Source organism: Pseudomonas sp. GW822-FHT01E03 (genome assembly GCF_058802985.1).
Map to the genome: position 1 here is coordinate 138,872 of NZ_JBXAOQ010000008.1, position 19,699 is coordinate 158,570.

The following is a 19,699-nucleotide window of genomic DNA, read 5'->3' on the forward strand; positions in this document are numbered from 1 at the left end:
GCTCACTTCGGCTGAACCGTGGATGGGGAACCATGAACACTTCTATCAGTACCGCCTACAACTACAAGGTGGTCCGCCAATTCGCCATTATGACGGTGGTGTGGGGCATCGTCGGCATGGGGCTCGGGGTTTTTCTCGCTGCCCAGTTGGTCTGGCCCGAACTCAACTTCAATTTGCCGTGGACCAGCTTCGGCCGCCTGCGCCCACTGCACACCAACGCCGTGATCTTCGCCTTTGGCGGCTGCGCGTTGTTTGCCAGTTCGTTCTACTCGGTGCAACGCACCTGCCAGACCCAATTGTTTGCGCCGAAAATCGCCGCGTTCTGTTTCTGGGGCTGGCAGCTGGTGATCCTGCTGGCGGCCATCAGCCTGCCGCTGGGCTACACCAGCTCCAAGGAATACGCCGAGCTGGAATGGCCGATCGACATCCTGATCACCATTGTCTGGGTCGCCTACGCCATCGTGTTCTTCGGCACGATCATGCAGCGCAAGACCAAGCACATCTATGTCGGTAACTGGTTCTTCGGTGCGTTCATCGTCACCGTGGCGATCCTGCACATCGTCAACAACATGGAACTGCCCGTCAGCTTCACCAAGTCCTACTCGCTGTACTCCGGCGCCACCGATGCGATGGTGCAATGGTGGTACGGACACAACGCCGTAGGCTTCTTTCTCACCGCCGGTTTCCTCGGGATGATGTATTACTTCGTGCCGAAACAGGCCGAACGTCCGGTGTACTCCTATCGTTTGTCCATCGTGCACTTCTGGGCACTGATCACCCTTTACATCTGGGCCGGTCCGCACCACTTGCACTACACGGCGCTGCCGGACTGGGCGCAGTCGCTGGGCATGGTGATGTCGCTGATCCTGCTGGCGCCGAGCTGGGGCGGGATGATCAACGGCATGATGACCCTGTCCGGTGCCTGGCATAAGTTGCGCAGCGACCCCGTCCTGCGCTTCCTCGTGGTGTCGCTGGCGTTCTACGGCATGTCGACCTTCGAAGGGCCGATGATGGCGATCAAGACGGTCAACGCCCTCTCCCACTACACCGACTGGACCATCGGCCACGTACACGCAGGCGCCTTGGGCTGGGTGGCGATGATCTCCATCGGCGCGCTGTACCACATGATCCCGAAAGTCTTCGGCCGCGAGCAGATGCACAGCATCGGCCTGATCAACGCGCACTTCTGGCTCGCCACCATCGGCACCGTTCTGTACATCGCCTCGATGTGGGTCAACGGCATCGCCCAGGGCCTGATGTGGCGTGCGGTGAACGAGGACGGCACGCTGACCTACTCCTTCGTCGAAACCCTGGTGGCCAGCCACCCAGGCTTCGTCGTGCGGCTGGTGGGTGGCGCGATCTTCCTCAGCGGCATGTTCCTGATGGCCTACAACACCTGGCGCACCGTGCGGGCCTCGCAGCCTGCCGAAGTCGCCGCTGCCGCGCAGATGGCCTGAGGAGTCCGCCATGAAACACGAAACTATCGAGAAAAACGTCGGCCTGTTGCTGCTGCTGATGATCCTGGCCGTGAGCATCGGCGGCCTGACCCAGATCGTCCCGCTGTTCTTTCAGGACGTGACCAACAAACCGGTGGAAGGCATGAAGCCCTACACCGCGCTGCAACTGGAAGGTCGCGATATCTATATCCGCGAAGGCTGTGTCGGCTGTCACTCGCAGATGATCCGTCCGTTCCGCGCCGAGACCGAACGCTACGGGCACTACTCGGTGGCCGGTGAAAGCGTGTGGGATCACCCGTTCCTGTGGGGCTCGAAACGCACCGGGCCGGACTTGGCCCGTGTCGGTGCGCGCTACTCCGATGACTGGCACCGCGCGCACTTGTACAACCCGCGCAACGTCGTGCCGGAGTCGAAGATGCCGGCGTACCCGTGGCTGGTGGCCAACCCGGTCGACAGCAGTCATACCGAAACCAAGATCAAGGCCATGCGTACCCTGGGCGTGCCGTACACCGACGAAGACATCACCGGCGCCGTCGCTTCACTCAAGGGCAAGAGCGAAATGGATGCGTTGGTCGCCTACCTGCAAGTGCTCGGCACTGCCATCAAGAGCAAGAGGTGAGCCATGCCCCTGTCTTTTATAGAGATCGAATTGAGCACTGGAATGATCCGCGGCCTCGGCACCGTCGTGGTGTTCGTGGCCTTCGTCGGCCTGACACTGTGGGTATTCAACGGCAAGCGCGGCCCGGAATTCGCCGAAGCGCGCCTGCTGCCGTTCGCCGACGAGCCACAACCCGACATCACTGACGAATCAGCAACAAGGAGTACCCGGCCATGACCACCTTCTGGAGTACGTGGATCTGCGTACTGACCATCGGCAGCCTGATCGGCCTGACCTGGTTGCTGCTCAGCACCCGCAAGGGCGAAACCAAGGGCAGTGTCGACCAGACCATGGGCCACAGCTTCGACGGTATTGAGGAGTACGACAATCCGTTGCCGCAATGGTGGTTCATGCTGTTCGTTGGCACCTTGGTGTTTGCCGTCGGCTATCTGATCCTCTATCCGGGCCTGGGCAACTGGAAAGGCATCCTCCCCGGCTACGAAAACGGCTGGACCGGGGTGCACGAATGGGAAAAGGAAATGGCCAAGGCTGACACGAAGTTCGGGCCGATCTTCGCCAAATTCGCGGCAATGCCCGTGGAAGAAGTGGCCAAGGACCCGCAGGCTCTGAAAATGGGCGGCCGCCTGTTTGCCTCCAACTGCTCGGTGTGCCACGGCTCGGACGCCAAGGGTGCATTCGGCTTCCCCAACCTGACCGACAGCGACTGGCGCTGGGGCGGCAACCCGGAAACCATCAAGACCACCGTCATGGCCGGCCGGATGGCGATGATGCCGGCCTGGGGTGAAGTCCTGGGGGAGGACGGTGTGAAAAACGTCGCTGCGTATGTGCGCCATGGCTTGGCCAAGCTGCCATTGCCTACCGACAGCAAAGCCGACCTGCAAGCAGGACAGCAAGCCTTCAGCACCACCTGCGTCGCCTGTCACGGAGCCAACGGCCAGGGCACTGAAGCCATGGGCGCACCGAACCTGACCCACCCGGCCGGCTTCATTTACGGTACAAGCCTGACACAGCTTGAACAGACGATTCGGCATGGTCGCCAAGGCCATATGCCGGCGCAGAATGAACTGCTCGGCAACGATAAGGTGCAGTTGCTGGCTGCGTATGTGTACAGCCTGTCCCACGGTTTGAATACCGAGCGCCTGCAGGCTGAAGACAACCGCAAATAAATTCCGACCGCTCTGCTGCCGCATTCTCCCGGATGCGGCAGTTCCCTGCCCCTTTGCGACCCATTGTCGCACCCTCGCACAGACTTTCTTTCGGAACCCCGGATTCGAGTCTAAGCTTCCCCCGATGCGGACTGGCCGGTGCCGGTTCCAGGTCGACCCTGAACGATGTGTTCGACGAATCTGCCCGATGACAGGCCGCAAAGGCTGGTAGATACCGGCTGTCGCGCCAGTTGCCTTCGGTCAGCCAAACGTTGCGTTTGAACACACCCCGTTACATCCGACCTGACCCCCTCGCCTGATCAGTCCGCCGGGACGTTTTGCCCACGGGCAATTTTGTCCCTACGCGGCGCATGGAAAGGCCGCAGAATCAGCTTTTGAAAGCATTGACCCAGGTCATGGCGCGTTGCAATGACCCCCTGCTTTCTCCATACTTGCGGCCGATTTTTAATCCTAATAAAACACCCAAACCGTGGAACCTTAGAATGAGCACAGCAATCAGTCCGACTGCTTATAACTATAAGGTAGTCCGCCAGTTCGCCATCATGACGGTGGTCTGGGGGATCCTTGGCATGGGGCTTGGTGTCTTCATCGCCTCGCAACTGGTCTGGCCGGAGTTGAACTTCGGTCTGGCATGGACGAGCTTTGGACGCCTGCGCCCGTTGCACACCAACCTGGTGATTTTCGCCTTCGGTGGATGTGCACTGTTTGCCACTTCTTATTACGTCGTGCAGCGAACCTGCCAAACGCGACTGATTTCCGACAGCCTCGCCGCCTTCACCTTCTGGGGATGGCAAGCGGTGATCGTCGGCGCGATCATTACCTTGCCGATGGGTTTCACCACCACCAAGGAATACGCGGAACTGGAATGGCCCCTGGCTATTCTGCTGGCCATTGTCTGGGTCACCTACGGTCTGGTGTTCTTCGGCACCATCGTCAAGCGCAAGACCAAGCACATCTATGTGGGTAACTGGTTCTACGGCGCGTTCATCGTCGTGACCGCGATGCTGCACATCGTCAACCACATGTCGCTGCCGGTCAGCCTGTTCAAGTCCTACTCGGCCTACTCGGGTGCGACGGACGCGATGATCCAGTGGTGGTACGGCCACAACGCCGTGGGCTTCTTCCTGACCACCGGCTTCCTGGGCATGATGTACTACTTCGTGCCGAAACAGGCCGAACGTCCGATCTACTCCTATCGCCTGTCGATCGTGCACTTCTGGGCGCTGATCACCCTGTACATCTGGGCCGGTCCGCACCACCTGCACTACACCGCGCTGCCGGACTGGGCTCAGTCCCTGGGCATGGCAATGTCGATCATCCTGCTGGCGCCAAGCTGGGGCGGCATGATCAACGGCATGATGACCCTGTCGGGCGCCTGGCATAAGCTGCGCACCGACCCGATCCTGCGCTTCCTGGTCGTCTCCCTGGCGTTCTACGGCATGTCGACCTTCGAAGGCCCGATGATGGCGATCAAGACCGTCAACTCCCTGTCGCACTACACCGACTGGACCATCGGCCACGTACACGCCGGCGCTCTGGGCTGGGTTGCGATGATCTCGATCGGCGCCATCTACCACATGATCCCGAAACTGTTCGGTCGTGCGCAGATGCACAGCACCGGCCTGATCAACACGCACTTCTGGCTCGCGACCATCGGTACCGTGCTCTACATCGCCTCGATGTGGGTCAACGGCATCACCCAGGGCCTGATGTGGCGTGCAATCAACGATGACGGCACCCTCACCTACTCGTTCGTCGAAGCGCTGCAAGCCAGCCACCCGGGCTTCATTGTCCGCGCCCTGGGCGGTGCGTTCTTCGCCACCGGCATGTTGTTCATGGCCTACAACGTATTCCGTACCGTACGCGCCTCGAACCCGGCTGAAGCCAAAGCCGCCGAACAGATTGCCGTAGTTGGAGCTCACTGATGAAGCATGAAGCAGTCGAGAAGAATATTGGCCTGCTGGCCTTCTTCATGGTCATCGCCGTCAGCATCGGCGGCCTGACCCAGATCGTTCCGCTGTTTTTCCAGGATGTCACCAACAAGCCGGTCGAGGGCATGAAGCCCCGCACCGCCCTTGAACTGGAAGGCCGGGACGTTTATATCGCCAACGGTTGTGTCGGCTGCCACTCGCAGATGATCCGCCCGTTCCGTGCTGAAACCGAACGCTATGGCCACTACTCCGTCGCCGGTGAAAGCGTCTGGGACCACCCGTTCCTGTGGGGTTCCAAGCGTACCGGTCCGGACCTGGCCCGCGTCGGCGGTCGTTACTCCGATGACTGGCAGCGTGCGCACTTGTACAACCCGCGCAACGTGGTGCCTGAGTCGAAAATGCCAGCCTACCCGTTCCTCGTGGAAAACAAGCTCGACGGCAAAGACACCGCCAAGAAAATGGAAGTCTTGCGCACGCTCGGCGTCCCTTACACCGACGAAGACATCGCCGGCGCCAAGGATGCTGTGAAGGGCAAAACCGAAATGGACGCGCTGGTGGCCTATCTGCAAGGCCTGGGCACCATCATCAAAAGCAAACGGTGATCTAAATGGATATCGGGATGATTCGTGGCCTGGGCACCGTCGTTGTGATGGTGGCCTTCATCGGTCTGGCGCTGTGGGTATTCAGCCCCAAGCGCAAGTCTGAGTTTGAAGACGCGACCTTGCTGCCTTTTGCGGATGATCCCGAAGCCATCAAGCACGTCGAGCAAGCTTCTAGGAGTAACAAAGAATGACTACATTCTGGAGTCTGTACGTCACAGTCCTCAGTCTCGGTACGATCTTTTCCCTGACCTGGCTGCTGCTGTCGACCCGCAAGGGCCAGCGCAGCGAGCAGACAGACGAGACCGTCGGGCACTCCTTCGATGGCATCGAGGAGTACGACAACCCGCTGCCGAAATGGTGGTTCATGCTGTTCGTGGGCACCATCATCTTCGCACTGGGTTACCTGGTGCTGTATCCGGGCCTGGGTAACTGGAAAGGCCTGCTGCCGGGTTATGGCTACCTCGACAACGAGAAGCAGACCCCGTTCGCCAACGGCCAGACCGGCTGGACCGGCGTTCACGAGTGGGAAAAGGAAATGGCCAGGTCGGACGCCAAGTTCGGTCCGATCTTCGCCAAGTTCGCGGCCATGCCAATCGAAGAAGTGGCCAAGGACCCGCAAGCCTTGAAGATGGGCGGCCGCCTGTTCGCCTCCAACTGCTCGGTTTGCCACGGTTCCGACGCCAAGGGCGCCTACGGCTTCCCTAACCTGACCGACGCCGACTGGCGCTGGGGCGGCGACGCGCAAGCCATCAAGACCACCATCATGGGCGGCCGTCACGCGGTGATGCCTGCATGGGCTGAAGTGATCGGCGAGCAAGGCGTGGCCGACGTGGCCGCGTTTATCCTGACCAACCTCGATGGCCGCAAGCTGCCGGAAGGCGCCAAGGCCGACCCGGCTGCCGGGCAGAAACTGTTCGCCACCAACTGCGTGGCGTGCCACGGTCCGGAAGGCAAGGGTACGCCAGCGATGGGCGCACCTGACCTGACTCACCCGGCAGCGTTCATCTACGGCTCGAGCTTCGCTCAACTGCAGCAGACCATCCGTTACGGCCGTCAGGGCCAGATGCCTGCGCAAGAGGCAATGCAGGGTAACGACAAGGTTCACCTGCTGGCCGCTTACGTCTACAGCCTGTCTCACGGTGAGAAGGCAGCGGACGCCGAGTAAGGCAAACGCTTGAAGCAACAAAAAACGGCCCCGCCAATGTGAATTGGCGGGGCCGTTTTGTTTAAGGCCAGGTGTCGATCTTCAAGTGTTCAATCGCAAAGAGCGCTCATGAAAGGAAGCCGGGTTGAACGCCCCCACCCCCGAAAACTCGTCCATAATTCCCAAGTCAATTGATTCAAGTCATTACACCATCAATTGATTTTGCCAAACGTGACCAAAGGTCGCACCCGCAGGCCAGAGCGACAGGCGTATCATTGCGCCACTGCAACACCCCTTTTTGACCGCGGTCGGCACGTACTGACCGAGGCATTTTTCCACTGCCGTGGGATGCAATGATGAGCAACCAGATTCCGGTACACGACGTCACTCCACCCACCAAAAACGCGAACAACAGCGTCGACCTCTACGCCTCCAGGGAAAAAATCTACACCCGCGCCTTCACCGGCCTGTTTCGCAACCTGCGGATGACCGGCGGAGCCCTCTTGTTCCTGCTGTACTTCGGCACGGTGTGGCTGGACTGGGGCGGTCATCAGGCCGTGTGGTGGAACCTGCCGGAGCGCAAGTTCTTCATTTTCGGCGCCACCTTCTGGCCTCAGGATTTCATTCTGCTGTCCGGCATGTTGATCATCGCCGCCTTCGGCCTGTTCTTCATCACCGTGTACGCCGGACGGGTCTGGTGCGGCTATACCTGCCCGCAAAGCGTCTGGACCTGGATTTTCATGTGGTGCGAAAAAGTCACCGAAGGTGACCGCAACCAACGCATCAAGCTCGACAAGGCGCCAATGAGCGCCAACAAGTTCGTGCGCAAGCTCAGCAAACACAGCCTGTGGCTGTTGATCGGCTTCGTTACCGGCATGACCTTCGTCGGCTACTTCTCGCCGATCCGCGAACTGGTATTCGAATTTTTCACCGGCCAGGCGGATGGCTGGTCGTACTTCTGGGTCGGCTTCTTCACCCTCGCCACTTACGGCAACGCCGGCTGGTTGCGCGAACAGGTGTGCATCTACATGTGCCCGTACGCACGCTTCCAGAGCGTGATGTTCGACAAGGACACCCTGATCGTTTCCTACGATCCGCGCCGTGGCGAAGGCCGTGGACCGCGTAAAAAAGGTATCGACTACAAGGCCCAGGGCCTGGGTGACTGCATCGACTGCACCATGTGCGTCCAGGTCTGCCCGACGGGCATCGACATCCGCGACGGCCTGCAAATCGAATGCATCGGTTGCGCCGCCTGCATCGATGCCTGCGACGCCATCATGGACAAGATGGACTACCCGCGCGGACTGATCAGCTACACCACCGAGCACAACCTGTCCGGACAGAAAACCCATAAACTGCGCCCGCGCCTGATTGGCTATGCCATTGTGCTGCTGGCGATGATCAGCCTGCTGGTAACGGCATTCTTCATGCGTGCGCTGGTGGGTTTCGATGTCAGCAAGGACCGTGTGCTGTACCGCGAGAACGCCGAAGGCCGGATCGAAAACGTCTACAGCCTGAAAATCATGAACAAGGACCAGCGCGACCATACCTACCTGCTCGAAGCATCCGGCCTGCCGGATCTCAAATTGCAGGGTCGACGCGAGATCAAGGTTGCGGCCGGCGAGATCGTCAGCCAGCCTGCCGAGCTGTCCGTTGCACCGGAAAAGCTGCCGTCGAGCACCAACGAGGTGAAATTCATCCTCAAGGACGCCGATGACGACAGCGTCCACATTGAAGCCAAGAGCCGGTTCATCGGCCCACAGAATCGTTGAGAGAACTGAACATGCCCGCAGCAAATGCCGCAAGCCCCTGGTACAAGCACCTCTGGCCGTGGATCATCATCGGGATCCTGGCCTGCTCGGTGGCCCTGACCTTGTCCATGGTGACCATCGCGGTGAACAACCCGGACAACCTGGTCAACGACAACTACTACGAGGCCGGCAAAGGCATCAACCGCTCCCTCGACCGTGAGCTGCTGGCCCAGACCCTGAAAATGCGCGCCAGCGTTCATCTCGACGGCATGACTGGCGAGGTTGACCTGCGCCTGAGCGGCGACAGCCAGCCCAAGACCCTGGAGCTGAACCTGATCTCGCCGACCCAGCCGGAAAAGGATCGCAAGATCATCCTGACCCGCAGCGAAACCGAGCAGGGCCGCTACATCGGCCAGTTGAGTGACAAGATCGAAGGCCGGCGTTTTGTCGAGTTGCTTGGCACTCAGGACGAGCACATCTGGCGCATGTTCGAAGAGGAACCGGTCAGCCATGACAAGGATCTGCTGCTGGGTGACGAACCGCTGCAAGGTGCTGAAGACCTGAAAAAGTAAAGCCGCGCTTCGCGCATCGCGAGCAAGCTCGCTCCCACAGTTGATCACCGCCGTGCTCAGAACCTGAGTACACCCATGATCCCTGTGGGAGCGAGCTTGCTCGCGATGAGGCCCTATCCGACGATAGAGATTCAGCAGTACTAGTGAATACTCCATGACCACCACCCCACTCCCCTGCTACCACTGCGCCCTGCCCGTCCCGGCCGGCAGCCGCTTCACCGCTGCGGTCCTGGGGCAAACCCGCGAATTCTGCTGCCCAGGCTGCCAGGCCGTGGCCGAGGCCATTGTCGCCGGTGGCCTGGAAAGCTATTACCAGCACCGCAGCGAAGCCTCGGCCAACCCTGAAGCGCTGCCGGTGCAACTGGTGGATGAACTGGCACTGTACGACCGCGCCGATGTGCAGCAGCCCTTTGTCCGCCACGATGGCGAACTGGCCGAAACCACGCTGCTGATGGAAGGCATCAGCTGCGCGGCCTGCGGCTGGCTGATCGAAAAACACCTGCGCACCTTGCCGGCCGTAGCCGAAGCGCGCCTGAACCTGTCCAACCATCGCCTGCACGTCCGCTGGGCCGATGGGCAGTTGCCGCTGAGCCAGGTCCTCAGCGAACTGCGTCACATCGGGTACGCCGCACACCCGTATCAGGCCGACCGGGCCAGCGAACAACTGGCCAGCGAAAACCGCCTGGCCCTGCGCCAGCTCGGCGTGGCCGGTCTGCTGTGGTTCCAGGCGATGATGGCAACCATGGCCACCTGGCCTGAATTCAACATCGACCTCAGCCCCGAACTGCACACCATCCTGCGCTGGGTCGCGCTGTTCCTCACCACCCCGATTGTGTTCTACAGCTGCGCGCCGTTCTTCAAAGGCGCCATGCGCGATCTGCGCACCCGCCATCTGACCATGGACGTTTCCGTGTCGCTGGCCATCGGCAGCGCCTACATCGCCGGGATCTGGACGTCCATCACCGGGGTCGGCGAGCTGTATTTCGATGCCGTCGGCATGTTTGCCCTGTTCCTGCTGGCCGGGCGTTATCTGGAACGCCGAGCCCGCGAGCGCACCGCCGCCGCCACCGCGCAGCTTGTGAATCTATTGCCCGCCTCGTGCCTGCGATTGACAGCCGACGGCCAGAGCGAACGCATTCTGCTCAGTGAACTGCGTGTAGGCGATCAGGTGCTGGTTCATCCGGGCGCCATTCTCCCGGCTGACGGCAAGATCCTCGACGGCCAGTCGAGTGTCGACGAGTCGCTGCTGACCGGCGAATACCTGCCGCAACCACGCACCCTCGGCGACGCGGTCACCGCCGGCACAATGAACGTCGAAGGCGCACTCACCGTCGAGGTCCAGGCCCTGGGCCAGGACACTCGCCTCTCGGCCATCGTTCGCCTGCTCGATCGTGCCCAGGCGGAAAAACCGCGCCTGGCGGAAATCGCCGACCGCGCCGCGCAATGGTTCCTGCTGTTGTCGCTGATCGCCGCCGCCGCGATTGGCCTGTTGTGGTGGCAGTTGGATGCCTCGCGAGCCTTCTGGATCGTGCTGGCGATGCTGGTGGCGACCTGCCCGTGCGCCTTGTCGCTGGCGACGCCGACCGCCCTCACCGCCGCCACCGGCACACTGCACAAACTCGGTCTGTTGCTGACCCGCGGCCATGTGCTGGAAGGCCTGAACCAGATCGACACGGTGATTTTCGACAAGACCGGCACCCTCACCGAAGGACGCCTGGCGCTGCGCTCGATCCGCCCCCTCGGCGCGCTCGACAGCGATCAATGCCTGAGCCTCGCCGCCGCCCTGGAAAACCGCTCCGAACATCCGATCGCCCGCGCTTTCGGTCGTGCGCCGACGGCTGCCGAAGAAGTCCACAGCACACCGGGCCTTGGCCTGGAGGGGCTGGTTGATGGGCGGCGTCTGCGTATCGGCCAACCGGGTTTTGTCTGCGAACTCAGCGGCGCCATGGTGCCATCGATGCCCGAAGAACCCGGCCAATGGCTGCTACTGGGCGACAGCGAGGGGCCGCTGGCCTGGCTCGTCCTCGATGATCGCTTGCGTGCCGATGCGCCAGCGCTGCTCGCCGCGTGCAAGGCCCGTGGCTGGCGCACGCTGCTGCTGTCCGGCGACAGCTCGCCGATGGTCGCCAGCGTGGCGGCGGAACTGGGTATCGATGAAGCCCGCGGCGGCTTGCGTCCAGACGATAAACTGCAGGTCCTGCAACAACTGCACAAGGAAGGTCGCAAGGTGTTGATGCTCGGTGACGGGGTCAATGACGTGCCGGTGCTGGCGGCTGCGGATATCAGCGTCGCCATGGGCTCGGCCACCGACCTGGCGAAAACCAGTGCCGACGCCGTGCTGCTGTCCAACCGCCTCGACGCGCTGGTGCAAGCCTTCAGCCTGGCGCGGCGCACCCGTCGGGTCATTATCGAGAACCTTCTGTGGGCCGGGTTGTACAATGGCCTCATGTTGCCCTTCGCCGCCCTCGGCTGGATCACTCCGGTATGGGCGGCGGTGGGCATGTCGATCAGTTCGTTGACCGTGGTGTTGAACGCGCTGCGCCTGACTCGCATGCCGAGCGCGCCCGCCCCCGGCACCACGCCAGAAACCCGCCCGCTGCCGGCCTGAGCCGCGCGGGCATGGAGTCCAGATGCCAGCTCTTTACGTGATGATTCCCGCTGCGCTGCTGATCGTGGCCATCGCCGTCTATATCTTCTTCTGGGCGGTGGACAGCGGTCAGTACGACGACCTTGACGGCCCGGCCCACAGCATCCTGTTCGACGACCAGGACCCGAACCACACCGCCGCCGTCGACGAGGCCAGCGGCCAACCGGCCAAAACGGACGACAAGGCCCCGCCCCATGCTTGAATTGACGCCACTGCTGGTGTCTGCGGTGATCCTCGGCTTGCTCGGCGGCGGCCATTGCCTGGGCATGTGCGGCGGCTTGATGGGCGCGCTGACCCTGGCGATTCCCAAGGAGCAACGCAGCCGCCGCTTTCGCCTGCTGCTGGCCTATAACCTGGGCCGGATTCTGAGCTATGCCTGTGCCGGACTGCTGATCGGCCTGGCCGGATGGGCCGTGGCCAGCAGCCCGGCGGCGATGTTCCTGCGCATCCTCGCCGGCTTGCTGCTGATTGCCATGGGCCTGTACCTGGCCGGCTGGTGGAGCGGCCTGACCCGTATCGAAAGCCTCGGTCGAGGCCTGTGGCGGCACATCCAGCCAGTCGCCAACCGGTTACTGCCGGTGTCGAACGTTCCGCGCGCGCTGCTGTTGGGCGCGCTCTGGGGCTGGCTGCCGTGCGGCCTGGTCTACAGCACCTTGCTATGGTCGGCCAGCCAGGGCAACGCGCTGGACAGTGCGTTGTTGATGCTCGCGTTCGGGCTCGGCACCTGGCCAGTGCTGCTGGCGACAGGCCTTGCCGCCGAGCGCATCACCGCACTGTTGCGCAAGCGCAGCGTGCGGATGGCGGGTGGGATGCTGGTGATGCTGTTTGGCATCTGGACGTTGCCGGGGCCGCATCAGCATTGGTTGATGGGGCACTAACATTGTGGCGAGGGGGCTTGCCCCCGTTCGGCGGCGAAGCCGTCGTAAACCCGGCAACTCCTTTCGCACTGACTCACCGCATTCTCTGATTTTGGGGCTGCTTCGCAGCCCAACGGGGGCAAGCCCCCTCGCCACAAATGAGCTTCAAACGCCCACTTGATGCAAATCAAGATCCCCCACCCCGCCCTCGCATAAAGTGGCCGACACTGCCAGCCTATCCGGGGGAATGCCCGCATGATGCTCGACGCCATTCGTTGGGACACCGATCTGATCCGCCGTTATGACCTGGCGGGACCACGCTACACCTCGTACCCGACCGCCGTGCAATTCAACAGCCAGGTCGGCACCTTCGACCTGTTTCATGCCCTGCGCGACAGCCGCAAGGCCCAACGCCCGTTGTCGCTGTACGTGCACGTGCCGTTCTGCGCGAACATTTGCTATTACTGCGCCTGCAACAAGGTCATCACCAAGGATCGCGGCCGGGCGCAACCGTACTTGCAGCGACTGGAACAGGAAATCCAGTTGATCGCCTGCCACCTCGACCCTACGCAGAAAGTCGAGCAACTGCACTTCGGTGGCGGCACACCGACCTTTCTCAGCCACGACGAACTGCGCCAGTTGATGGCGCATTTGCGCAAACACTTCAATTTGCTGGACGACGACTCCGGCGACTACGGCATCGAGATCGACCCGCGCGAGGCCGACTGGTCGACCATGGGCCTGCTGCGGGAACTGGGTTTCAATCGGGTCAGCATCGGCCTGCAAGACCTCGACCCGGCCGTGCAACGTGCAGTCAATCGCCTGCAAAGCCTGGAAGAAACCCGCGCGGTAATCGACGCCGCCCGCACCTTGCAGTTTCGCTCGATCAATATCGACCTGATCTACGGCCTGCCGAGACAGACACCGGAGAATTTCGCCCGCACCGTGGAAGAGGTCATCCGCCTGCAACCGGACAGACTATCGGTGTTCAACTACGCCCATCTGCCAGAACGCTTCATGCCGCAGCGGCGCATCAACAGCGATGAACTGCCGACACCGGCGCAGAAACTGGAAATGCTGCAGCGCACCATCGAGCAACTGATCGCCGCCGGTTACCGCTACATCGGCATGGACCACTTCGCCCTGCCCGACGACGAGCTGGCGATTGCCCAGGAAGAATCGACCCTGCAACGCAATTTCCAGGGCTACACCACCCACGGTCATTGCGATCTGATCGGCCTCGGTGTGTCGGCGATCAGCCAGATCGGCGACCTGTACTGCCAGAACAGCAGCGACCTGAACCAGTACCAGAACGCGCTCGCATCCATGCAACTGGCCACCAGCCGCGGCCTGCTGTGCAATGCCGATGACCGGCTGCGGCGTGCGGTCATCCAGCAATTGATCTGCAATTTCAGTCTCGAATACGCTGACATCGAGCAGGCCTTCAACATCGATTTCCAAGGCTATTTCGGCGATCTCTGGCCCCAGTTGCAATACATGGCCAAAGACGGGCTGATTGAACTCGATCGCGACAGGATCACCGTCCTGCCCGCCGGGCGACTGTTGGTGCGCTCGGTGTGCATGGTGTTCGACGCGTACCTGGAACAACACAGTCGCCAGCGATTTTCACGGGTAATCTAATTCTGCAAGCTAGCGCCCCAGACTGGCCTCGATATCCTATGGTGAGTTACCCTTACGTCTTATGTGTGAATTCCCACAAGGATTGAAGAAATGTCCGAGCCAGTAAAACTGCGCGCTCATAATCAAGCCCATTGCAAGGATTGCAGCCTGGCCCCTCTTTGCCTGCCACTTTCGCTGAATCTGGAAGACATGGATGCGCTGGACGAAATCGTCAAACGTGGCCGGCCGCTGAAAAAAGGCGAATTTCTGTTCCGTCAGGGCGATACCTTCGATTCTGTCTACGCGGTCCGTTCTGGCGCCCTCAAGACCTTCAGCCTGAGCGACACCGGTGAAGAACAGCTCACCGGCTTCCACCTGCCCAGCGAACTGGTCGGTCTGTCGGGCATGGACACGGAAAAGCACCCTGTGTCGGCACAAGCCCTGGAAACCACCTCGGTGTGTGAAATTCCTTTCGAGCGTCTCGACGAACTGGCCCTGCAATTGCCGCAGTTGCGCCGTCAGCTGATGCGGGTGATGAGTCGCGAAATCCGTGACGACCAGCAGATGATGCTGCTGTTGTCGAAAAAGACCGCCGACGAACGCATCGCCACCTTCCTGGTCAACCTTTCGGCACGTTTCCGCGCCCGGGGTTTTTCCGCCAATCAGTTCCGCCTGAGCATGTCGCGTAACGAAATCGGCAACTACCTGGGCCTGGCGGTGGAAACCGTATCCCGCGTCTTTACCCGCTTCCAGCAAAACGAGCTGATTGCGGCAGAAGGCAAGGAAATCCGGATTATCGACCCGATCCAGCTGTGCGCCCTGGCCGGTGGCTCACTGGAAGGCTGAAACAAAACGTTGCGGCTGAGCGAAACGGGTCAGCCGCCGTTATACTGCGTCGTTTGCAGCCCTGCCAGGACACCACGACGATGGTCTTCGACTCCTTCGACATCAAATCCCTCATCCGCCCTGTCATCGACTTCCCGAAACCGGGTGTGATCTTTCGCGACATCACCCCGCTGTTCCAGTCGCCCACGGCCCTGCGCCTGGTGATGGACAGCTTCGCCCACCGTTATGTCGAGGCTGACTTCACCCACATCGGCGCGATGGACGCCCGTGGCTTCCTGATCGGTTCGGTACTGGCCTATCAGTTGAACAAGCCGCTGGTGCTGTTCCGCAAGCAAGGCAAGCTGCCAGCCGACGTGCTGGCCGAGGGCTATGCGACCGAATACGGCGAAGCCTTCCTGGAAGTGCACGCCGACAGCCTGTGCGAGGGGGATTCGGTGGTGATGTTCGATGACCTGATCGCCACCGGCGGCACCCTGATTGCCGCCGCCAACCTGATCCGCCGCATGGGCGCCCGGGTGCATGAAGCGGCGGCGATCATCGATCTGCCGGAGCTAGGTGGCTCGCAGCGTCTGGAAGACATGGGCATTCCTACGTTCTGCCTGACGCAGTTTGCGTTGAGCGACAAGTAAGCGGCGCCGGTCAGACCGCCATCGCGAGCAAGCTCGCTCCCACATTCGACCGCGTTCTGTCAGAAAGAATGCAATCCACTGTGGGAGCGAGCTTGCTCGCGATGGCGTCAGCGGCAACACCACTAAATTCAAGATCGGCTCAAAGCCCCATCTGCTTGCTGATGATCTCGTTCATCACTTCCCGCGTCCCGCCGCCAATCGACAGGATGCGGTTATCGCGGTACAGCCGCTCCACCAGGCTCTCGCGCATGTAACCCAGCCCACCGAGTATCTGCACCGCATCGTTCACGATCCGGTCCGCAGTATCCGTCGCAAAATTCTTGGCCATGGAAATCTCCTTGATCACACTCTGCCCCGCCGCCATTTTCGCGGCCTGGCGGTATGTGAACTCCCGGGACACCTCCAGCGCGGTCGCCATCTCGGCGAGGCGATGCTTGATCACCTGAAACTTGCCGATCGGTTTGCCAAAGGCTTCGCGCTCGAGCGCCCATTTCAGGCTCTCTTCCAGCGCCAGCTGTGCGGTCATGTTGGCCATCAATGCCAGGGCCAGGCGTTCGCTCTGGAAGTTGCCCATGATGCAAGCAAAGCCCATGTTCTCGGCGCCGATCAGGTTTCCTGCGGGCACTGGGCAATCATCGAAGAACAGTTCAGCGGTGTCTGACGCCCACCAGCCCATTTTCTTCAGCTGCCGTCCTACGGTGAATCCCGGTGCGCCCTTCTCGATCAGTAACAGGCTGATGCCACCGAAACCCGGTTCGCCCGTTCGCACTGCGACGGTATAGAAATCCGCGCGCACGCCGCTGGTGATAAAGGTCTTGCTGCCACTGACCCGGTAAAAGTCACCGTCGCGCACGGCACGGGTTTGCAGGTTGGCGACGTCGGAACCGCCGCCGGGCTCAGTGATGGCCAGGGCGCTGATCTTCTCTCCCGACAGCACCTGGGGCAGCACTCGGTCCCGCACTTCGGGTCGGGCCCACTTGAGGATGGGCGGCAAGCCGATATCCAGCGACCCCAGGCCGGCAACCAACCCGCCTGAGCCACAACGCATCAACTCTTCACTGGCGGCAACCTTGGCGAACAGATCCCCTTCGTGGCTGCCTCCGTAGGCCTCCGGGTACCCGATGCCGAGAACCCCCGCCGCGCCGGCCTTGAGGTAGAGCTCGCGAGGAAAGCTTTCGGCTTCTTCCCACTGCGAGACGTCAGGAAGAATCTCGCGTTCGACGAAACGTCTGACGCTGTCGCGGACCAATTGGTGGCTGGGGTCGAAGTATTCCTGAAAGGCAGACATCGGCGAGCTCCACTGAAGGGGTCAGTGAAGTTAACCGAGCGCTTGCTTGGTTTTCAACAGGATTGTGTCATTCAGACGGACCGCGCCGCCTGCATCGCGAGCAAGCTCGCTCCCACAGGGGTTCTGCGGTGCACACAAAACCAATGTGGGAGCGAGCTTGCTCGCGATGGCGTCAGCATGGACGCCACATGAACTCAGAGCGAAATCGGCTTACGCCCGGCAAACGAATGTGCCAGCGTCCCGCCATCCACCAGCTCCAGCTCGCCACCCAGCGGTACGCCATGGGCGATGCGCGAGGCGATCAGGCCTTTGCTGCTGAGCAATTGGGCGATGTAGTGCGCCGTGGCTTCACCTTCCACGGTCGGGTTGGTGGCCAGAATGACTTCGGTGAAGGTGCCGGCCTCTTCGATCCGTGCCATCAACTGCGGAATGCCGATGGCTTCCGGCCCCAAGCCGTCGAGCGGCGACAGATGGCCCTTGAGCACGAAATAGCGCCCGCGGAAACCGGTCTGCTCCACCGCATAGACGTCCATCGGCCCTTCCACCACGCAGAGCAAGGTATCGTCGCGACGGGTATCGGCGCATTGCGGGCACAGATCATCTTCCGTCAGCGTACGGCACAAGCGGCAGTGACCGACCCCTTCCATGGCCTGGCTCAGGGCCAGCGCCAGGCGCGAGCCGCCGCTGCGGTCACGCTCGAGCAACTGCAACGCCATGCGCTGGGCGGTTTTCTGACCCACGCCTGGCAGAATTCGCAGGGCGTCGATCAGTTGGCGAATCAAAGGGCTGAAGCTCATGGTGGAAAAGTCCGACAAAACAACGAGACGCGGTTTATACCCGCGCCTCGGTTGAGCGTCAAATTGCAGCGTGAATTACTCAGTCCCGGGAAACCCGAACCACCAATTTACCGAAGTTGCGCCCTTCCAGCAGGCCGATGAACGCATCAGGCGCCTGTTCCAAGCCATCGACCACGTCTTCGCGGAACTTCACCTTGCCATCGCGTACCCAGGGCGCCATGGCACTGAGGAATTCCGGCTGGCGATCACCATAGTCATCGAACACGATGAAGCCCTGGATGCGCACCCGCTTGGTCAACAGGGTGCGCTGCAACAGTGGCAGGCGATCCGGGCCGCTCGGCGCCTCATGGGCGTTATAGGACGCGATCAAGCCACACAGCGGAATCCGTGCCTTGGGATTGAGCAATGGCACCACGGCGTCGAATACCTTGCCGCCGACGTTTTCATAATAGATGTCGATGCCCTTGGGACAGGCTTGCGCCAGTTCGTCGGCAAAGTCCGGGCTCTTGTGGTCGATGCAGGCGTCGAAGCCCAACTCGTCGACCACATAACGGCACTTTTCCGCACCACCCGCCACACCGACCACGCGCAACCCCTTGATCTTTGCCACCTGGCCGACCACCGAGCCCACCGCCCCGGACGCCGCTGCGACCACCAGGGTTTCGCCGGCCTTCGGCTGGCCGATGTCCATCAGGCCCATGTACGCGGTCATGCCCGGCATCCCCAGCACCCCGAGGGCCATCGAAGGGCTTGGCAGCGCGGGAATCGGAATGATGCTGCGACCGTCATTGATGCTGTGGCTTTGCCAACCGGTGGCACCGACCACCAGATCACCTTCCTGAAACTTCGGATTGAGCGAACGCTCGACCCGGCTGACAGCGCCCCCGGTCATGACTTCGCCGATTTCCACCGGTGCGGCGTAGGACGGTGCGTCACTCATGCGTCCGCGCATGTAGGGATCCAGCGACAGGAAAACGGTCTTGAGCAGCACCTGACCGTCGGCCAGGTCCGGTAGCGCCACCCGCTCCATACGGAAGTTTTCCGGCGTTGGCGCGCCCACCGGGCGAGAAGCCAGGACAATGCGTTGATTGAGGGTCATGGGGTCGGACATGGCAGCGTCTCCTGTGATCGATGAGGTTCAGTGATGTAGGGAGCAGACCTTTGTGGCGGTATGGCGTTCGATGTTTATTCAGCAAGACCGAGGCGACTTCATCGCGGGCAAGTCGGATCGCCGCACCGCCGCTCCCACATTTGGAATGCAACCCCCCCTGTGGGAGCGAGCTTGCTCGCGATGACGGCATTCCAGACACTACATCTCCAATGCCGAAAACAAAAATGCCAGGCGCATTGCCTGGCATTTTTGTAGCTCATCTGCCGCCTGAAGGCGAATCAGAATGGCAGTTTCATGCCCGGCGGCAGTTGCATGCCGGCAGTCATGCTGCCCATTTTGTCCTGGCTGTTGGCTTCGATCTTGCGCACGGCATCGTTGACCGCGGATGCGATGACCGCTTCGAGCATTTCCTTGTCGTCTTCGCTCATGCCTTCGACCAGGCTTGGGTCGATGGTCACGCTCTTGACGTCATGACGACCGGTCATCACCACGGTGACCATATCGCCACCGGCCTTACCGGTGACTTCGGCGTTGGCCAGTTCTTCCTGCATCTTGGCCATTTTTTCCTGCATCTGCTGCGCCTGCTTCATCAGGCCGGCCATGCCACCTTTCATCATGGTAATCACCTCAAAAGTACTTGGATTAAAACAGCGCCCGGCCCA

The 19,699-nt window shown here is 61.3% G+C and carries 20 protein-coding genes; 16 read left to right on the forward strand and 4 right to left on the reverse strand.

The features are described from left to right. The first annotated feature begins 32 nt into the window (after positions 1-32). The 16 genes from ccoN (AC1RP7_RS17695) (at position 33) to AC1RP7_RS17770 (ending at position 15,841) form a co-directional block, all read left to right on the forward strand. Positions 33-1,457 (forward strand): cytochrome-c oxidase, cbb3-type subunit I, encoded by a 1,425-nt coding sequence (gene ccoN, locus AC1RP7_RS17695; protein ID WP_102668942.1) that lies wholly within the window; start codon positions 33-35, stop codon positions 1,455-1,457. A 10-nt stretch (positions 1,458-1,467) separates the two neighbouring features. Continuing rightward, a complete protein-coding gene (ccoO, locus tag AC1RP7_RS17700; RefSeq protein ID WP_057715669.1) occupies positions 1,468-2,076 on the forward strand; it encodes a cytochrome-c oxidase, cbb3-type subunit II in 609 nt (202 codons plus the stop codon). 18 nt (positions 2,077-2,094) lie between these two features. Continuing rightward, positions 2,095-2,292: a cbb3-type cytochrome c oxidase subunit 3 gene (locus AC1RP7_RS17705; RefSeq protein ID WP_218496891.1), complete on the forward strand. Its 198-nt coding sequence runs from the start codon at positions 2,095-2,097 to the stop codon at positions 2,290-2,292. Next, entirely contained in the window at positions 2,289-3,242 is a 954-nt protein-coding gene (ccoP, locus tag AC1RP7_RS17710; RefSeq protein ID WP_218496711.1) for a cytochrome-c oxidase, cbb3-type subunit III, read from the forward strand. Before AC1RP7_RS17705 ends, ccoP (AC1RP7_RS17710) begins: the two co-directional genes overlap by 4 nt. Positions 3,243-3,724: 482 nt before the next feature. Beyond that, the gene (ccoN, locus tag AC1RP7_RS17715) at positions 3,725-5,167 is read left to right on the forward strand and encodes a cytochrome-c oxidase, cbb3-type subunit I (protein WP_008050393.1); all 1,443 of its coding nucleotides are present in this window, start codon (positions 3,725-3,727) and stop codon (positions 5,165-5,167) included. Continuing rightward, the gene (gene ccoO, locus AC1RP7_RS17720) at positions 5,167-5,775 is read left to right on the forward strand and encodes a cytochrome-c oxidase, cbb3-type subunit II (protein ID WP_009042961.1); all 609 of its coding nucleotides are present in this window, start codon (positions 5,167-5,169) and stop codon (positions 5,773-5,775) included. The genes ccoN (AC1RP7_RS17715) and ccoO (AC1RP7_RS17720) overlap by 1 nt, the downstream gene beginning before the upstream one ends. A gap of 5 nt (positions 5,776-5,780) precedes the next feature. Beyond that, the gene (locus tag AC1RP7_RS17725; protein WP_003175465.1) at positions 5,781-5,966 is read left to right on the forward strand and encodes a CcoQ/FixQ family Cbb3-type cytochrome c oxidase assembly chaperone; all 186 of its coding nucleotides are present in this window, start codon (positions 5,781-5,783) and stop codon (positions 5,964-5,966) included. Next, positions 5,963-6,940, forward strand: coding sequence for a cytochrome-c oxidase, cbb3-type subunit III (gene ccoP / locus AC1RP7_RS17730; protein WP_057715672.1), 978 nt, complete (start codon positions 5,963-5,965; stop codon positions 6,938-6,940). Before AC1RP7_RS17725 ends, ccoP (AC1RP7_RS17730) begins: the two co-directional genes overlap by 4 nt. A 335-nt stretch (positions 6,941-7,275) precedes the next feature. Continuing rightward, positions 7,276-8,691 (forward strand): cytochrome c oxidase accessory protein CcoG, encoded by a 1,416-nt coding sequence (gene ccoG / locus AC1RP7_RS17735; RefSeq protein WP_057715674.1) that lies wholly within the window; start codon positions 7,276-7,278, stop codon positions 8,689-8,691. A gap of 11 nt (positions 8,692-8,702) precedes the next feature. Next, on the forward strand, positions 8,703-9,242 hold the full coding sequence (locus AC1RP7_RS17740) for a FixH family protein (protein WP_218496713.1): 540 nt from the start codon (positions 8,703-8,705) through the stop codon (positions 9,240-9,242). Positions 9,243-9,396: 154 nt separating this feature from the next. Further along, positions 9,397-11,850, forward strand: coding sequence for a heavy metal translocating P-type ATPase (locus AC1RP7_RS17745; RefSeq protein ID WP_218496714.1), 2,454 nt, complete (start codon positions 9,397-9,399; stop codon positions 11,848-11,850). 22 nt (positions 11,851-11,872) lie between these two features. Further along, positions 11,873-12,091: a cbb3-type cytochrome oxidase assembly protein CcoS gene (gene ccoS, locus AC1RP7_RS17750; RefSeq protein ID WP_056721958.1), complete on the forward strand. Its 219-nt coding sequence runs from the start codon at positions 11,873-11,875 to the stop codon at positions 12,089-12,091. Beyond that, the gene (locus AC1RP7_RS17755; protein WP_154946542.1) at positions 12,084-12,767 is read left to right on the forward strand and encodes a sulfite exporter TauE/SafE family protein; all 684 of its coding nucleotides are present in this window, start codon (positions 12,084-12,086) and stop codon (positions 12,765-12,767) included. The genes ccoS and AC1RP7_RS17755 overlap by 8 nt, the downstream gene beginning before the upstream one ends. A 237-nt stretch (positions 12,768-13,004) precedes the next feature. Next, a complete protein-coding gene (hemN, locus tag AC1RP7_RS17760; RefSeq protein ID WP_493181931.1) occupies positions 13,005-14,387 on the forward strand; it encodes an oxygen-independent coproporphyrinogen III oxidase in 1,383 nt (460 codons plus the stop codon). A gap of 90 nt (positions 14,388-14,477) precedes the next feature. Then, on the forward strand, positions 14,478-15,212 hold the full coding sequence (gene fnr, locus AC1RP7_RS17765) for a fumarate/nitrate reduction transcriptional regulator Fnr (RefSeq protein WP_046041331.1): 735 nt from the start codon (positions 14,478-14,480) through the stop codon (positions 15,210-15,212). Positions 15,213-15,292: 80 nt separating this feature from the next. Beyond that, on the forward strand, positions 15,293-15,841 hold the full coding sequence (locus AC1RP7_RS17770; protein WP_008057870.1) for an adenine phosphoribosyltransferase: 549 nt from the start codon (positions 15,293-15,295) through the stop codon (positions 15,839-15,841). Positions 15,842-15,980: 139 nt separating this feature from the next. On the opposite strand, the gene AC1RP7_RS17775 is transcribed toward AC1RP7_RS17770, so the two are convergent. The 4 genes from AC1RP7_RS17775 to AC1RP7_RS17790 all read right to left on the reverse strand — a co-directional run bounded on the left by AC1RP7_RS17775 (position 15,981) and on the right by AC1RP7_RS17790 (position 19,654). After that, positions 15,981-17,129 (reverse strand): acyl-CoA dehydrogenase family protein, encoded by a 1,149-nt coding sequence (locus AC1RP7_RS17775; protein ID WP_493181806.1) that lies wholly within the window; start codon positions 17,127-17,129, stop codon positions 15,981-15,983. 194 nt (positions 17,130-17,323) lie between these two features. Then, positions 17,324-17,926, reverse strand: coding sequence for a recombination mediator RecR (gene recR / locus AC1RP7_RS17780; protein ID WP_057715679.1), 603 nt, complete (start codon positions 17,924-17,926; stop codon positions 17,324-17,326). Between the two features lie 79 nt (positions 17,927-18,005). After that, positions 18,006-19,037: an NADPH-dependent curcumin/dihydrocurcumin reductase gene (gene curA / locus AC1RP7_RS17785; RefSeq protein WP_102668953.1), complete on the reverse strand. Its 1,032-nt coding sequence runs from the start codon at positions 19,035-19,037 to the stop codon at positions 18,006-18,008. Between the two features lie 278 nt (positions 19,038-19,315). Then, positions 19,316-19,654, reverse strand: coding sequence for a YbaB/EbfC family nucleoid-associated protein (locus tag AC1RP7_RS17790; RefSeq protein ID WP_007971455.1), 339 nt, complete (start codon positions 19,652-19,654; stop codon positions 19,316-19,318). Between the last annotated feature and the right edge of the window lie 45 nt (positions 19,655-19,699).

Excerpts from the sequence above, each read along its gene's own strand:
- AC1RP7_RS17745 (WP_218496714.1), top strand. The coding sequence starts at position 9,397 with ATGACCACCACCCCACTCCCCTGCTACCACTGCGCCCTGCCCGTCCCG.
- AC1RP7_RS17775 (WP_493181806.1), bottom strand. The coding sequence starts at position 17,129 with ATGTCTGCCTTTCAGGAATACTTCGACCCCAGCCACCAATTGGTCCGC.
- ccoP (WP_218496711.1), top strand. The coding sequence starts at position 2,289 with ATGACCACCTTCTGGAGTACGTGGATCTGCGTACTGACCATCGGCAGC.
- ccoS (WP_056721958.1), top strand. The coding sequence starts at position 11,873 with ATGCCAGCTCTTTACGTGATGATTCCCGCTGCGCTGCTGATCGTGGCC.
- AC1RP7_RS17790 (WP_007971455.1), bottom strand. The coding sequence starts at position 19,654 with ATGATGAAAGGTGGCATGGCCGGCCTGATGAAGCAGGCGCAGCAGATG.
- AC1RP7_RS17755 (WP_154946542.1), top strand. The coding sequence starts at position 12,084 with ATGCTTGAATTGACGCCACTGCTGGTGTCTGCGGTGATCCTCGGCTTG.
- recR (WP_057715679.1), bottom strand. The coding sequence starts at position 17,926 with ATGAGCTTCAGCCCTTTGATTCGCCAACTGATCGACGCCCTGCGAATT.
- ccoO (WP_009042961.1), top strand. The coding sequence starts at position 5,167 with ATGAAGCATGAAGCAGTCGAGAAGAATATTGGCCTGCTGGCCTTCTTC.
- curA (WP_102668953.1), bottom strand. The coding sequence starts at position 19,037 with ATGTCCGACCCCATGACCCTCAATCAACGCATTGTCCTGGCTTCTCGC.
- ccoN (WP_102668942.1), top strand. The coding sequence starts at position 33 with ATGAACACTTCTATCAGTACCGCCTACAACTACAAGGTGGTCCGCCAA.
- AC1RP7_RS17740 (WP_218496713.1), top strand. The coding sequence starts at position 8,703 with ATGCCCGCAGCAAATGCCGCAAGCCCCTGGTACAAGCACCTCTGGCCG.
- ccoO (WP_057715669.1), top strand. The coding sequence starts at position 1,468 with ATGAAACACGAAACTATCGAGAAAAACGTCGGCCTGTTGCTGCTGCTG.
- fnr (WP_046041331.1), top strand. The coding sequence starts at position 14,478 with ATGTCCGAGCCAGTAAAACTGCGCGCTCATAATCAAGCCCATTGCAAG.
- ccoG (WP_057715674.1), top strand. The coding sequence starts at position 7,276 with ATGAGCAACCAGATTCCGGTACACGACGTCACTCCACCCACCAAAAAC.
- hemN (WP_493181931.1), top strand. The coding sequence starts at position 13,005 with ATGCTCGACGCCATTCGTTGGGACACCGATCTGATCCGCCGTTATGAC.
- AC1RP7_RS17725 (WP_003175465.1), top strand. The coding sequence starts at position 5,781 with ATGGATATCGGGATGATTCGTGGCCTGGGCACCGTCGTTGTGATGGTG.
- AC1RP7_RS17770 (WP_008057870.1), top strand. The coding sequence starts at position 15,293 with ATGGTCTTCGACTCCTTCGACATCAAATCCCTCATCCGCCCTGTCATC.
- ccoP (WP_057715672.1), top strand. The coding sequence starts at position 5,963 with ATGACTACATTCTGGAGTCTGTACGTCACAGTCCTCAGTCTCGGTACG.
- ccoN (WP_008050393.1), top strand. The coding sequence starts at position 3,725 with ATGAGCACAGCAATCAGTCCGACTGCTTATAACTATAAGGTAGTCCGC.